The organism is Antrihabitans auranticaus, assembly GCF_016481275.1.
GTDB lineage: Bacteria > Actinomycetota > Actinomycetes > Mycobacteriales > Mycobacteriaceae > Antrihabitans.
The window spans coordinates 431004-445043 of sequence record NZ_JAEMNW010000001.1 but is presented as its reverse complement, the minus strand read 5'-3'; the positions used below and the strand labels follow the sequence as shown (position 1 = coordinate 445043).

Genomic DNA, 14040 nt, shown 5'->3' with positions numbered 1-14040 from the left:
GCTTGCACGAACCGAACCGTGAAGGGAATGTCAGATGAGTATCGTTGCAGAGCTTGGTGATTCGAGGATCGTTACGCTTCCGCAGGGTCCCGTCCGAATTTACGACCGGGGGAGCGGTCCGACGATTGTCTTCGTCCACGGATTGTTCGCCAACGCGGCAGCATGGCGCAAAGTCGTACCGCTGCTCGCCGATTCGTTCAGATGCATCACGGCAGACTGGCCGTTCGGCGCGCATCGGTTGCCGATGACGGAAGCGGCCGACCTCACCCCCATCGGTATCGCGAACGTGATCGCCGACGTCATCGAGGAACTCGACCTCCGCGAGGTGACACTGGTCGGCAACGACGGCGGTGGGATGCTCTGCCAACTGGTCGTCGCCTATCGCAGGGAGCGGTTACAGCGCCTCGTACTGACACCGTGCGATGCCTATGAGAACTTCCCGCCGCACATGTTCGACTACCTCTGCTGGGCCGCAAAGACTCCGGGGCTGATGCCCGTCGTCGGCCGAGCGCTGCGCGTCGATGCCATCCGGACGAGTTTCGGCCGGTCGCGGCTGGGCTTCGGCGGGCTGAGCCGAGATCGGGTTCCTACGGCGGTGATCGACCACTACCTGTACGGCCTCGCGCACAGTGCGGGCGTCGTTCGTGACACGGTCAAGTTCCTGCGCGCGGTGGACAATCGCAGGACTCTCGATGCTGCCCGGCACTTTCCGGCGATCGCGCAACCGGTACTCGTGGCGTGGGCGCCCGATGACCTCTTCTTCCCGTTCGACCACGCCCAGCGTTTCGCGAACGACTTTCCGAACGCCCGGCTCGAAACGGTCGCGAACTCGCGCACCTGGGTCGCCGAAGATCAGCCCGAACGAGTCGCGTCGCTGATTGCCGACTTCGTGCTCGCCTAGGTGGGCGGCAATACCTCGAAACGGAAACTGCTCGAACCGATTTGGACATGATCGCCGTCGACGAGAGCAGTCGATTCGACTACGCGTTGACCGTTCACGGTGACGCCGTTCGACGACCACAGATCACGAACGACGAACTCTGTCGCGATGCGCTGAATGACGGCGTGATACCGGCTGACCATGTCGTCCTCGAGCACGACGTTGTTGTCCGACATCCGGCCGATTCGAAGGGAGCCGGTCCCGATCTCGATCGTTCGGTTGCCTGTGTCGCGCAATTGCGCGCGCATCGCATTCGCGTTGGAACTGACTACCGTCACTGCCATAGGGGTCTTCGGTGCGGCCGGGCGCGCGGCCAGCGGCTCCTGTCGCAGAATTTTCAGTTCCAGTTCCCGAATCGGTGGCCCGGGGTCGACACCGAGTTCTTCCGACAGCGCATGCTTCAGGCGGCGCAATGCGTCGAGTGCATCGGTGGGGCGTTCGGCGAGATAGAACGCGGTGATCAGTTGCGCCCAGAGCGGTTCGTGCAGGGGATGAATGTTCGTCAGGGAAGTCAGGTCGCCGATCACCGCATCAGCTCGCCCGCAGGCGATCTCGGCCTCCGCCCTGGCAATTTGCGTGGCGAGCAACTCGTCTTCCAACAGCACAGCGAACTCGTCGGCAAAGGACTGGCCACGCAGATCTGCGAGCGCCACGCCGTGCCATTCGCCGAGCGCGGAATCGAACGCGACGATGGCTTCCTCGAACTTGCCCGCCGCGGCGAGTTGGTGCCCGGACTTCTTCATCGACGTGAATCTGCCGATGTCGCACGCCTGCTCCGCGACATTCAAGCGGTACCCCGGCGGAGCGGTCGCGAGCACGGTCATCGGATCTATGCCGGCCGCCTGGATCGAGCGCCGCAGCTTGGCGATCGTGACCTGGAGATGGTTTCGGAACTGCAAGGGCGGATTGCCGTCCCATGCCGCGTCGGCGATGGCATCCGCCGACACGACCTTGTTGCGGGAGATGATCAACTTCGCCAGCACCGCACGAGGTTTCGCACCACCCAGTGACTGCGACTCGCCGTCGATGGTCAGCTGCAGAGGGCCGAGAACATGAAATCCCAACGTGGGTGAACTGGCGACGGCGTCCGCTGGCATAACACAATCAAACCAGTCGATCCGGGTAAGGCGCGAATAAGCGGACAGTAAGGGCGCGCCCGCACTCTTGCGTCAACACTCCGAACCGACAGAGAGAACCACCGATGTTCACGAACCGCAGCTTCGCAAGAGCCGCCAAGGCTGCCGCCGCGTCGGCAGTCGTTGCCGTCGGCGCCCTCGCCCTCACCCCCGCAGTCGCTTCGGCGCAGACCGAGCAGTGTGTCGCGGGCTCCCTCGACTACTGCTACTCCAAGCAGGAAATGCGGGAGTTTCTCGAGGTCTCAGTCGACCTCGTCGAGGGCTATTTCCAGGAACTCGCGGCCCAGGGCCAGCCCTATCCGGAACTGTCGGCGGTCGTCTACATCGAATCGGGCGAGACCACCCGCTCACAGTGCAACGACGGCAATGGGGGACAGCTGCGTCCGGACGACACCGCATACGCCTACTGCCCGGTCGACAACAAGATCTTCATCGGCCAGGAGACGCTATGGCTCTTCTACAGCGAGTTCGGCGCGGCAGCACCGATCGTCGGGCTGGCCCACGAGTACGGCCATGCCTTGCAGGATGCCGCCGGAGTTCCCGAGCCGTACAACTCGAACCTGACGATCCGCCACGAAGACCAGGCCGACTGCATCGCCGGTTCCTGGACGAAGTACATCGACGATCAGGGCCTGCTCGAGCGGCGTATGGACCTCACCAACGTCGGCGAATTGCTCTACGCGATCGGCGAAATGGAAGGTCCCGACCAAACGCACGGCACGCCGGGTGAACGCGTCGGATCGTTCCTGCTCGGTTTCGCCGGTGGGCTGGAGGCCTGCAACGCGTTCAACCCCGACTCGTCGATCACCGACTGATTCAGTTGAAGGACGGACGCCGCTTTTCGACGAACGCGTCCACACCTTCGCGCCCGGTCGGGCTGTCCGCCGAGTTCGAAATAGCATCCGTTTCCCGGTCGAGCTGGTCCGCCAGACTGCTCGACCGGGATTCGCGCAGCAAAGCCTTGATGCCGGCATAGGCGGTCCGGGGTCCGGCCGCGATGCGGACCGCGGTGCGCAGCGCTTCTTCCTGCACTTCTTCGTCGGCAACGAGACGGCTCAGAATCCCGAGGCGTACTGCATCCTCGGCGCCGATCGCGGGGTCCGTCAGCAGAATTTCTTTGGCCCGGCTGTGGCCGACGATCCGGGGCAGCAACCACGACATACCGCCGTCGGGGGTGAAGCCGATGCCCGTGTACGCAGGCTTCAACTTGGTCGAGGGGCCGCCGATCGCGACGTCGGCACCGCAGACGAGGCTCATTCCGGCGCCGGCTGCCCAGCCGTGAACGCCGACGACGACGGGCGCGGGAGCCGCGTCCAGAGCGCGCACGAACGCGTGCAGATCGACGGCGAGTCCGCGCAGATATTCGCCGCGCTCCGCCGCCGAAGCGAACGCGCGAACGTCACCGCCCGCGCAGAAGTTCGGTCCGGAACCGGTCAGAACGATTGCTCCGACGGCGGGATCCAGGTCGCTCAGCGCGGCGGTGCCGGCGTTGACGCCGGTGAAGTCGAGCGAGGTTCCGCGTGCCGCAGTCGAAATGGTGATCTCCAGCACACCATCGGCGATGCGGATGTACGGCTGCTCTTGCGTCGAAGTCATGGCTGCACAGTATCCGTTAGGGCTGGACCGGATCGCTCCCGGTTCGGGTCATCCGAACCTCCACAGCATTGCTGAATCGCTCGATGTCGCGCTCGCCGGTGAGCACGAAGCCGTGCCGCCGATAGAACGCCTGAGCGCGCGGATTCGCTTCGAACACCCACAGGGAACAGGCGCTGCCGCCGACCGCGGCGTCGATCAGTTCGTCGGCAACGCCGGAGCCGTAATACGCGCTGCGAACATAGAGGCTGTGCAACTGCAATGCGCCAGTCGGACCAGGTCCCGCCGAAGCAAAGCCGATGACGATACCGTCCACAGTCGCGACGAAGGTCCGGCCGGGACCGGTCAGACGTTTGCGCCAGTCAAGGGCCAATCGGTCGACGTCGAAGGCGTCGAGCAGATGGTCTGGAACGACCCCGCGGTAGGCCTCACGCCAGCACTCGATGTGGCATACGGCGGCGCTGCGCACCAGCTCAGGGGTGAGTTCGGTGATCACGCTCGGCCTGTGGGGACACTCGCTTCGGAAACGACTGTGGCCCGATGCGCAATGCACCGGGCCACAGTCGTCGGTTCGGAAATCAGCCGCGTACGACCTTGCCTGCCTTGAGGCAGGAGGTGCACACGTTGAGGCGCTGAGTGTTACCCGGGGCAACCTGGGCACGGACGGTCTGAATGTTCGGGTTCCAGCGACGGTTAGTACGCCGGTGCGAGTGCGAGACCGACTTACCGAAGCCGGGGCCCTTGGCGCATACGTCGCAGACGGCAGCCATAGTCGCGAACTCCTTGTGTGTGGTGTTGATCGTGTTATGTACGTTGCTCGGTTGCCAAACGCATTCCGTGCGGAATGCCCGACAATCGTTGAGCGATGTTGAGGCAGCGCTAGGCAACCCTGCAAGAGTAGCCGTACCCCGCTCGATCCACCAAACTGGCGATCGCGGAACGCAGCGGTCGTACTCCACCGTTAATCTTGCGAGGCCGGAGGCCGGACAGGCTGCGAGCGGAGCGGACGAATCGAGGTGCAGTACGTGCTGGATGCGTTGGACGGCGCTGCACTGCTGCGTTGGGCGAATGCCTGCGTCGATGGGCTGATTCGGCACTGCGACGAGATCAACGACCTCAACGTCTTCCCGATTCCCGACTCCGATACCGGGACCAACCTGCTTTTCACGATGCGGGCAGCGGTCGAATCGGTGACGCGCAACGCGCCGCCGCGAGCGTCGGCGCACGATGTCGCTGTCGCCATGGCGCGCGGTGCGACGACCGGCGCACGCGGAAACTCGGGGATCATCCTGTCCCAGGTGATGCGTGGTGTGGCCGAATCCACTTCGGACGGGCCGCTGACGGCGACGTCATTGCGAGACGCACTGGATTCGGCGACGGTGCTGGTCCGAGGTGCGGTCAGCGTTCCGGTCGAAGGCACGATCGTGACCGTTCTCGAATGTGCGGCAGTCGCAGCGCGCAGTTGTCCCGCCGACGCACCCATCGCCGACGTCGCGACCGCCGCGGCGACCGCGGCTGCAGAGGCGCTCGAACGGACACCGACCCAGCTCCAGGTGCTGAGCGAAGCCGGGGTGGTCGACGCGGGCGGGCTCGGGTTGGTCGTGTTGCTCGATGTCCTCGTCGCCGTGATCACCGGCGTCGCGCCGCGCAGGCCGCAGTTCGTCCGCCGCCGCCCCGTCGTACGCGAGCAGAAGCGCCGGACACCACACAGTCCGCGCAAACCGCAGAGCCCTGCAATGCAGGATTACGAGGTCATGTACCTGCTGCGCGAGACCGACGAGGTGCGCATTGCAGCTTTGCGTCGCAGCCTCGGTGAGATCGGCGACTCCGTGATCATCGTCAGTGACGGCGACGGCTGCTGGTCCGCGCACGTGCACTGCAAGGATGCCGGTGCAGCCGTCGAGGCCGGTATCGACGCGGGCCGAATCTTCCAGGTCAGAGTCAACTGTTTCGCACTCGACGCGGAGGGCGGCAGGCGTGCGCTCGAAACGCCGGTCGTCGGAATCGCCGACCGCGGCATCCTCGCACTCGTCGAAGGCGACGGCGCTGCCGCGCTCTTCCGCGCCGAGGGCGCGACCGTGCTGCGTTGTGACGAACCGATCAGCGCGACCAAGCTCCTCAGTGCGATCCGGTCGATGGACAACCGCGAAGTTCTAGTGCTGCCGAACGGTGCTCTTTCGGCGCACGAATTGGTAGCGGTGGGCGTCGCGGCGCGCGACGCAATGCGCGACGTGCTGCTCCTCCCGAGTTCGGCGATGGTGCAGGGGTTGGCTGCCCTCGCCGTTCACGATCCGATGCGAATCGCTGTCGACGACGCGTTCGCGATGTCGGAGGCAGCGTCGGGGACCAAATGGGGTTCGCTGCGGATGGCCACCGAGCGAGCGCTGACGTTGGTGGGGACATGCGAGCGCGGCGACGGGCTCGGCCTGATCGGCAACGAGGTCGTCATCGTCGAATCCGACGTCGAGGACGCCGGTCGTAAGCTGCTCGATCGGGTGCTCGGTCTCGGCGGCGAGATGGTCACGATCCTGGTGGGCGCGGCAGCGTCGCCGGGATTGGTGAAGACACTGTCCGATCACATTTCGCGGGTCCACCACGGCGTCGAGGTCATGGTCTATCCGAGTGGGCAATCGGGCGATCTGCTGCAATTGGGCGTCGAATAGGAGAGACGATGGCGACGTTGTCGGACCGTACGGATCATTTGCTCGGGGCCAAGGCCGCAGCGGTCCTCGCCGCAGAGTTCGATATCCAGACCGTCGAGGATCTCCTCAGGCACTATCCGAATCGCTATGCGACGCAAGGATTGCCACTCACGGACGAGGAACCCGAAGAGGGTTCGCACATCACGATCGTCGGCGAAATCGTGAAGGCAGATCTCGTCGCCATGAAGTCGCGAAGGGGCTTCATGCTCAAGGTCGTCGTCGCGTCGGAGAAGCAGCGCGTCGATGCGACCTTCTTCAACGGCCAGAAGGTCAAGCACCTGATCAAGACCGGCAAGCGGGCAATGATGTCCGGCACCGTCAAATACTTCCGCGAAAAATGGAGTTTGAGCCATCCGGGCTATCTCATTTTGCCCGATAGGTACGACGACGACGATCTGCTGACGATCGACAAAGTTCGCGGCGGCGGAAACCTCGCCGGGATGGCGCGCAGCGCCCAGGATTCCGGTGGCGGGGTCGATATGTCGATCTTCGATCGGGCCCTCATCCCGGTATATCCCGCGACGAGCAAGATTGAGAGCTGGGACATCGTGAACTGCGTCCGGCAGGTGCTGGACCAGCTCGAACCGGTGCAGGACCCGCTGCCGGAAGACATCCGCACCGACCAGTGCCTGATCGGTTTGGACGAGGCCCTGCGCCTGGTCCATTTTCCCGACACCAAGGCCGACTTCGAAAAGGCTCGCGACAGACTGCGATTCGACGAGGCGACGGCGCTCCAACTAGTGATGGCGCAGCGGCGGCAAGACAATTCCGCGCGGATCGCACCACCGTGCCCGGCACGCGCCGACGGCATCGCTGCGGCGTTCGAGGAGCTACTGCCGTTCGAGCTGACGGCCGGGCAGAAGACCGTTGCGCAGGAGATTTCCCACGATCTCGCACAGAACCACCCGATGAGCAGGTTGTTGCAGGGCGAGGTCGGTTCGGGCAAAACGATCGTGGCCTTGCGCGCGATGCTGCAGGTGGTCGACGCCGGACTGCAGTGCGCGTTGCTCGCACCGACGGAAGTGCTTGCCGCGCAGCATTACCGATCGCTGCGCACGATGCTCGGACCGCTCGGCGCCGGCGGTGAACTCGGTGCCGCCGATAACTCGACGCAGATTGTTCTACTGACCGGCTCCATGTCCACGGCGGCAAAACGCGCCACGTTGCTCGCTGCGGTGACGGGGGAGGCCGGCATCGTGATCGGCACACACGCGCTGATTCAGGACAACGTGGAATTCTTCGACCTCGGCATGGTGGTCGTCGACGAGCAGCACCGCTTCGGCGTCGAACAACGAGATGCTCTGCGTGCGAAGGCGAAAGAAAAGGTGTCGCCGCACCTGCTCGTGATGACCGCGACGCCGATCCCGCGAACGATCGCCATGACGACGCTCGGTGACCTCGAGACCTCCACGCTGCGCGAGTTGCCCCGCGGCCGGTCGCCGATAACGACGTCGGTGGTTCCGGCGGGGGAGAAGCCTCCCTGGGTGGACCGTGCGTGGGCGCGGATCAACGAGGAGGTCGCGAGCGGCCGGCAGGCATACGTCGTGTGCTCGCGAATCGGCGACGAAAAGGTTGCCAAGAAGGACGACGAGAAAGAGCCGAAGACGCACGCGGTGCTCGACGTATACGAAGAACTCCGGATCGGCGCGTTGTTCAGGGCTCGAGTCGGCTTGCTGCACGGCAGGTTGCCGGCTGATGAAAAGGATGCGGTGATGCAGGCGTTCAACGCCGGCCGGATCGACGTCCTCGTTTGTACAACCGTTATCGAGGTCGGCGTCGACGTGCCGAACGCGACGGTGATGGTCATCGTCGACGCGGACCGCTTCGGCGTCAGCCAGTTGCACCAGCTGCGTGGCCGCATCGGGCGCGGCGGGCACCCTGGCCTGTGCATATTCATGACGGAGATGGGGTCCGGCGCGCCGTCGTTCGCCCGGTTACAGCAGGTAGCCGCCACCACGGACGGGTTCGAACTCGCCGTCATCGATCTTCAGCAACGCCGCGAAGGCGACGTTTTGGGTGCGGCGCAATCGGGTACCACGACGACGCTGCGGTTGCTTTCACTGCTCGAACACGGCGACATCATCGCTGCCGCACAGGAATTCGCGCGTTCGGTGATCGCCGAAGACCCGGATTTGCGTCGGCACGAGGGTTTGCGGGGCATGATGCGGTCGGCTCTGGATGCCGAGCGTTTGGAGTACCTGCAGAAGTCTTAGCGACACGCAAGAGGGCTTTGGTACCAGAGTGATAAGGGATCCATACCGGGGAGGTAAGGGATCTGTATCGGTGTTGTGTAGGTCGCGAGCCGAGTCGTGTCGCGCGAACTACATGGTTGAAAGTTCTTCGGGTACGGCGATTTTCCCCCCGAGGCCGAAGTGACATCGACTTCGCGGAGAGTGTCGCCACGAAAACGGCACCAGTCGACACCGACCATGAAGGAACGTCAATGACCAAAAGAGCACGCCTTTGCCGCCGCGTTTTCGCACGCAACTGCGCAATTGCCGCAGTGCTGGCGATCGGCACGATGACAGGTGCAGGCGCCGCGTTGGCCGACGGCGGTGAGGGAGTCGTCGTCACTCCCAGCACCCCGGCAGCGGTTCCGGCGAAGCAGTACGCCTGCGTATCCGCCGAACGGGCAGCAGCGGACGCGCAAACCGCCTCCGACGTGAAGACGGCCGCCGACGCGAAAGCGGCATCCGACGCCCAGGCGGCGAATGCTGCTGTCGAGCACGCCAAAACCCTCGCGGACAACCAGGCACCGCTGGAAGAGCGGCACGCCGCTGACGTCCAGGTCGCGATAACGAGGCAGACCGCTGACGCCTCCGCGGAGGCAGCGCGCCAAGCGACCGATACCAAGACAGTTGCCGACGCGTACCTCGTCGAGGTCGCTGATTGCCAGCAGGCGCATGGCGGAGTCGTCCCGCCGGCGTTGGCGATACCCGCCGCCGTCATTCCTGCTGTTCCCGCCGTTCTTGCTGCGGTGCCCGCGATTCCGGCTGCAGCACTGCCGGTTCCGGCCGCTGTACCGGGTGCCGGCGGCCTCGGCGCGGTCGAGGAGATGCCAGGTGGGTTGGGTGCAAACAGCGTCCAGACGCCGGCTGCAGAGGTCGCAACCGGACGGACCGCGTCCGAAATTCTCGAGGACGGCACGAAATTGATGTGGCGCTGGACAATTGTCGCAGCCTGGATGGTTCTCCTGGCCTGCGGCGTCATGATGGCGATCGGGCGTGACCCGCGGAAGGTGGTACCCGCCGGTGCAGCACACGTGCGTCGCTGGGTGAGCACCATTCGTGGGTAGAGCTCGAGCCGCAGGAGCGGTCGGGGTGCTGCTGGTGTGCGCATGGACAGCCAGCGCGATCAGCAGCACCGGGTCGGTACAGGGCGATTACGCTCCTGTACCGGCCATTTCGGTCGTTCCGGAGGCGGCGCCACCCCTGATCTCCGACGAGTTCGTGCCGCAGTCCGAGCCGACGTGGATCGCGATCGAGCCGGCAGTGATGGCACAGACGCTGCTCAATCCGGCCGGGATCCGTGCTGTGAACGGCGTCGTGATGCCCGACGACAATCGACCGGTGTTCCGCACCGACAGCAACTTGCCCGGCACCGATTCGCCTGGAACGTCTTTCATCATCGGACACAACTACGCTGATCTGTCCGGAGAGGTTGTGCCGTTCTCGGCCCTGGAGAAGGTTGCCCCCGGTAACTCGATCATTCTCGGCACGCCTAACGGCACGCTGGTCTACGAGGTCGAGCAGGTATTGCTCGTCCCGAAGGACGAAATCGCTTTGCGGACCGACCTTCTCGTCAACATTCCGGGTCGGCTGATCCTCGAGACCTGCGACACCACCGACGAAGGGCTGGACACCTCCGACAACCTCGTCGTTATTGCGGGGTTGACGTAGGGGTTGGGTCAGGTGGTCGAGCGGGCGTGTCGGTTCGTCAAGGCGTCGTTGGCTGAAGAGCCGTGAATATCGTTCCTTCTTGGGTGCGAGGGCCGCGGACTGTGTAGTCGAGGGGGATCGGCCTGCAAACTGTGGGCGGCGTTGCGACGTTCCCCAAGATCCAGCGCGGTGGAACACGTCGGTCACGGACGCGGTGATGCTGCGGCCGCCCAAATTGTCGAACCTTCTCAGCTTCACACCTAGTGTGACTCTCTAGACGCTGGTATGATCGAAACTATGTTCGATACGGGGGGATCGACGCAGGTCGGCGAGGTAATCGCGACCGCGTTTTGCGAGCTTGGACGGTTGGATCGGGACGTGGACGACGCGGCCCGGATCGACCTGTTGCGATGGTTGGAGGAGTTGAAGTCGGCGTGTGCGGCGGCGCAGGCGAAGCTGTCCGCGGATCTGGACGCCGACCGCCGGGCTGCAGACGCGGCGGCTGGCGTGCCGAAAGCGCAGCGAGGGCGCGGCGTCGGTTCCGAGATCGCGTTGGCACGGCGGGAGTCGACGTACCGCGGCGGACGTTTGCTGGGTCTGGCGACGGCGCTGGTCCACGAAATGCCGTACACCCTGAAGCTGCTGGAGACCGGCGTGCTCAACGAGTGGCGTGCGACCCTGATTGTCCGCGAAACAGCTTGCCTGTCTCGCGCGGATCGAGCGACGGTGGATCGCGAATTATGCTCGCTCCCATCCGGTGTGGATGGCATGGGCGATCGCCGACTGATCGCGGCTGTGCGCGCTGCGGTTGCGGCGTTGGATCCTGCTGCGGTCGTGCGCCGCAACGCGAAAGCAGTGTCGGACCGGCACGTCAGCGTGCGCCCCGCGCCGGACACGATGACGTATGTGAGTGCGTTACTGCCTGTTCGGGAGGGCGTTGCGGTGTATGCGACGTTGCGTCGTGATGCCGACTCCATCGTGGCTACGGGTGACGAACGGTCGCGGTCGCAGATTATGGCGGACCTCCTGGTGGAGCGCGTGACCGGACGGTCGATTGCCACTGCGGCGCCGATAACGGTCAACCTGGTGATCTCCGATCGGACGCTCTTCGACGCCGGGGCCGAAACTGCGCACGTTTCCGGGTTCGGTCCGGTGCCTGCTGCGCTCGCGCGGGACTGGGTCAAGAAGGTGGCAACCGACGACTCGACTGCGGCGCACGTCGAACTCCGCCGTGTGTATGCCCACCCCGGTAGCGGGGCGTTGACCGGCTTGGAGTCGAAAGCTCGTTGTTTCCCAGCCGGTTTGGCTCGTTGGATCAACACGCGGGACCAGGTGTGCCGCACACCGTGGTGTGACGCGCCCATCCGGCATGTCGATCACATCGAGCCGCGCGAAAACGGTGGACCCACGACGGCCGAGAACGGCGCGGGACTTTGCGAAGCGTGCAACCACGCCAAACAGGGCGCTGGCTGGACCGCCAAACCCGCGCGCACGAAGAAGCGAGCGGCGCGGCATTGCTACTCGTTCACCACGCCGAGTGGCCACGAGTATCGATCGACCGCGCCACGACTCCCGAAACCGTTGCTGCACTGGGAAACCGAATACTACAAACTCGGTGCGGACGTTCCCATCGATTACTGGACGCTGGAACGCGCCAGCCGGAATCCGAGGTCGTCGATCGAAAAGGTCGGGTGGCTACGACGTCTCACCGAAGCGCCGCATCCCCTTGCCTCTTCCGCCCAACTGCCGCCGCGAAAGATGCGATAGGAGCCGTAGACCTCTTGATCGTACAAATCCCAGCACCATTCCCACACGTTGCCGAGCATGTCGTGGAGGCCCCACGAGTTGGGCGCCTTGCGCTCGACCGGGTGCGGCACGCCGCCGGAATTTTCGCTGTACCAAGCGATTTCGTCGAGTTCGCCGTAGCGGTAGCCCGTGGTCTCGGCCTTGCACGCGTACTGCCATTCGGCCTCGGTCGGCAGGCGGTAGCCGTCAGCGTCCCAGTCGCAGGTGACGTCGTCGTCAGCGCCGGAATAGCACTCCGCGAAACCGGACTCTCGCGACAGTCGGTTGCAGAGAGCGACCGCATCGAGCCACGACACGTTGACGAGCGGAATCCGCTGTGGCGACATCGTGACTGGGCTTCGCCCCAGAAGGAACGGCCTGATCGGGACCGTCCACTCGATCTTGCGCCGGTCGTCGCGGAGGGTCACCTCGCCACCAGGGACCTGCACCATCGGCTCATGAGGCTGCATGTGGATAGGGTAGGTCGACGCTTCGGTTCTCGTCGATTGCCATCGCGCGCCCGATCTGTGGAAAGGCGCGTTGCGCGCACGCCGGACGGTCGCAGACCTTGCAGCCGGCACCGATCGGGACGGACGCCTCAGGGTCGTCGAGCTGCAGGCCTTTCGAATAGACGAGCCGGTCCGCGTACTGAATGTCGCACCCGAGTCCGATGGCGAATCGCTTCTGCGGTCTCCGAAAACCCTGTGCGTCAGCAACGGTGGTGCGAGCGATCCACAAATAGCGGCGCCCGTCGGGCATCTGCGCAACCTGCGTCAATACGGTGCCGGGACTCGAGAACGCTTCGTGCACAACCCATAGCGGGCAGTTGCCGCCCACCCGCGAGAAGTGAAAGGCTGTGGCCGACTGGCGTTTCGAAATGTTCCCGGCGCGATCCGTCCGTACGAAGAAGAACGGAATACCGCGCTGCCCCTGTCGCTGCAAGGTGCTGAGGCGGTGGCACACAGTTTCGAAGCCGACTTCGAAGCGCAATGCGAGCAGGTCGATGTCATAACGCAACTCTTCCGCCGCTCGCAGGAACCGTCCGTAGGGCAAGATCAGGGCGCCCGCAAAGTAATTGGCGAGTCCGATGCGAGCGAGCGTGCGGGACTCGCCGACGAGGGACGTCTCGTCGACGATGGCGTCGAGGTCATCGCCGTGCAACAGGAAGGCAAGCGTTGTCGCAATCTGAAACGCTCGTTGGCCCGGCTGTAGCCGGCGCGCCAGCGTCAAGGTGCGAGTCTCCTTGTCGTACTGACGTTTCGGGATGGAGCTGTCGGCACCGTCCCCGCCGACGAGCACAGTGACGCCGGCGAGGTCGGATGCGAGCCGTGCGAGTTGGCGATCGATCGAGCCGACAGTGAGGCCGTTGTCTTCGAAGAGTCGCTCTGCGGCGTGATCGAGGATCGGTATGTGGTTTCGGTGGTCGTAGAAGAAGTCGCGGACCTCCTCGTACGGCATCGGTACCGTGGGGTCGGGAAAAGTGCCGCCGGACAGGGTGCCGGACAGGCGATCGAGCTGGTCCGTCACAGCGTGCAGCCTGCGATGCATGGTGACGATCGTCTGCGCCACGTCCGGCATTCGCGCGGCCAATTCTTCGATCTCGGTGAGGGCGGCTGTCGCACCTGCCGACGACTCGACCAGCGCATCGTGGAGGTCCGACACGAGCCGCGCGTCCTTGTCTGCGGCAAAGAACTGAACGTCCAGGTCGAAGACCGAGTTGAGTTTGAGCAGCACGGCGACAGTCATCGGGCGCTGGTCGCGTTCGAGTTGGTTGAGATAGCTCGGCGACAGTTCGAGCATCGACGCAAGGGCAGCCTGCGTCAGTCCGCGTTCATCACGGAGGCGACGCAGCCGGGCTCCCGCATACATCTTGCGCACGCATCAACCGTAGCCGAATCCATCTTCGCAACCTTCGCAAATTCGCGACCTTCACCCCACACAAATAGGCCTTTGCAAGGCATTCTCGTTGCCGCTGCAGGTGCGTAGCGTGCGAAGGAGATGAACAC

At 64.5% G+C, this 14040-nt stretch carries 12 protein-coding genes and 1 pseudogene; 7 read left to right on the top strand and 6 right to left on the bottom strand.

Translation table 11 applies throughout. The annotated features are described in order from the left end of the window. Window positions 1-34: 34 nt before the first annotated feature. Window positions 35-901 (top strand): alpha/beta fold hydrolase, encoded by an 867-nt coding sequence (locus tag JGU72_RS01780; RefSeq protein WP_199682036.1) that lies wholly within the window; start codon window positions 35-37, stop codon window positions 899-901. Here JGU72_RS01780 and JGU72_RS01775 read toward each other — a convergent pair. Next, a complete protein-coding gene (locus tag JGU72_RS01775) occupies window positions 898-2037 on the bottom strand; it encodes a BTAD domain-containing putative transcriptional regulator (RefSeq protein WP_199682035.1) in 1140 nt (379 codons plus the stop codon). The genes JGU72_RS01780 and JGU72_RS01775 overlap by 4 nt on opposite strands. Window positions 2038-2141: 104 nt before the next feature. Here JGU72_RS01775 and JGU72_RS01770 point away from each other — a divergent pair, with 104 nt between their 5' ends. After that, window positions 2142-2891: a neutral zinc metallopeptidase gene (locus JGU72_RS01770; protein ID WP_199682034.1), complete on the top strand. Its 750-nt coding sequence runs from the start codon at window positions 2142-2144 to the stop codon at window positions 2889-2891. 1 nt (window position 2892) lies between these two features. Here the strand turns inward: JGU72_RS01770 and JGU72_RS01765 are convergent, their stop codons facing one another. From JGU72_RS01765 to rpmB, 3 genes are all read right to left on the bottom strand, one after another. Then, window positions 2893-3672 carry an enoyl-CoA hydratase/isomerase family protein gene (locus tag JGU72_RS01765; protein WP_199682033.1) on the bottom strand — a complete coding sequence of 260 codons (780 nt, stop codon included), beginning with the start codon at window positions 3670-3672 and terminating at the stop codon, window positions 2893-2895. A gap of 16 nt (window positions 3673-3688) precedes the next feature. Beyond that, window positions 3689-4165 (bottom strand): GNAT family N-acetyltransferase, encoded by a 477-nt coding sequence (locus tag JGU72_RS01760; protein WP_199682032.1) that lies wholly within the window; start codon window positions 4163-4165, stop codon window positions 3689-3691. 82 nt (window positions 4166-4247) lie between these two features. Then, on the bottom strand, window positions 4248-4439 hold the full coding sequence (rpmB, locus tag JGU72_RS01755) for a 50S ribosomal protein L28 (RefSeq protein WP_199682031.1): 192 nt from the start codon (window positions 4437-4439) through the stop codon (window positions 4248-4250). 255 nt (window positions 4440-4694) lie between these two features. On the opposite strand from rpmB, the gene JGU72_RS01750 reads away from it, so the two are divergent. The 5 genes from JGU72_RS01750 (at window position 4695) to JGU72_RS01730 (ending at window position 12016) form a co-directional block, all read left to right on the top strand. Then, the gene (locus JGU72_RS01750) at window positions 4695-6332 is read left to right on the top strand and encodes a DAK2 domain-containing protein (protein WP_374101059.1); all 1638 of its coding nucleotides are present in this window, start codon (window positions 4695-4697) and stop codon (window positions 6330-6332) included. A gap of 8 nt (window positions 6333-6340) precedes the next feature. Next, window positions 6341-8584, top strand: coding sequence for an ATP-dependent DNA helicase RecG (gene recG, locus JGU72_RS01745; RefSeq protein WP_199682029.1), 2244 nt, complete (start codon window positions 6341-6343; stop codon window positions 8582-8584). Window positions 8585-8814: 230 nt separating this feature from the next. Then, on the top strand, window positions 8815-9666 hold the full coding sequence (locus tag JGU72_RS01740) for a hypothetical protein (RefSeq protein ID WP_199682028.1): 852 nt from the start codon (window positions 8815-8817) through the stop codon (window positions 9664-9666). Then, window positions 9659-10270 (top strand): class F sortase, encoded by a 612-nt coding sequence (locus JGU72_RS31185; RefSeq protein WP_199682027.1) that lies wholly within the window; start codon window positions 9659-9661, stop codon window positions 10268-10270. Before JGU72_RS01740 ends, JGU72_RS31185 begins: the two co-directional genes overlap by 8 nt. 276 nt (window positions 10271-10546) lie before the next feature. Beyond that, window positions 10547-12016: an HNH endonuclease gene (locus JGU72_RS01730; protein WP_374101058.1), complete on the top strand. Its 1470-nt coding sequence runs from the start codon at window positions 10547-10549 to the stop codon at window positions 12014-12016. On the opposite strand, the pseudogene JGU72_RS01725 reads toward JGU72_RS01730, so the two are convergent. Then, a pseudogene (locus tag JGU72_RS01725) lies at window positions 11959-12381 on the bottom strand (formylglycine-generating enzyme family protein); the annotation flags it as partial. The gene JGU72_RS01730 and the pseudogene JGU72_RS01725 overlap by 58 nt on opposite strands. Window positions 12382-12490: 109 nt before the next feature. Next, window positions 12491-13912, bottom strand: coding sequence for a short-chain fatty acyl-CoA regulator family protein (locus JGU72_RS01720; RefSeq protein ID WP_199682026.1), 1422 nt, complete (start codon window positions 13910-13912; stop codon window positions 12491-12493). Between the last annotated feature and the right edge of the window lie 128 nt (window positions 13913-14040).

Coding starts and splice junctions, on each gene's coding strand:
- JGU72_RS01740 (WP_199682028.1), top strand. CDS start 8,815: ATGACCAAAAGAGCACGCCTTTGCCGCCGCGTTTTCGCACGCAACTGC.
- JGU72_RS01730 (WP_374101058.1), top strand. CDS start 10,547: ATGTTCGATACGGGGGGATCGACGCAGGTCGGCGAGGTAATCGCGACC.
- JGU72_RS01765 (WP_199682033.1), bottom strand. CDS start 3,672: ATGACTTCGACGCAAGAGCAGCCGTACATCCGCATCGCCGATGGTGTG.
- JGU72_RS01775 (WP_199682035.1), bottom strand. CDS start 2,037: ATGCCAGCGGACGCCGTCGCCAGTTCACCCACGTTGGGATTTCATGTT.
- rpmB (WP_199682031.1), bottom strand. CDS start 4,439: ATGGCTGCCGTCTGCGACGTATGCGCCAAGGGCCCCGGCTTCGGTAAG.
- JGU72_RS01770 (WP_199682034.1), top strand. CDS start 2,142: ATGTTCACGAACCGCAGCTTCGCAAGAGCCGCCAAGGCTGCCGCCGCG.
- recG (WP_199682029.1), top strand. CDS start 6,341: ATGGCGACGTTGTCGGACCGTACGGATCATTTGCTCGGGGCCAAGGCC.
- JGU72_RS01780 (WP_199682036.1), top strand. CDS start 35: ATGAGTATCGTTGCAGAGCTTGGTGATTCGAGGATCGTTACGCTTCCG.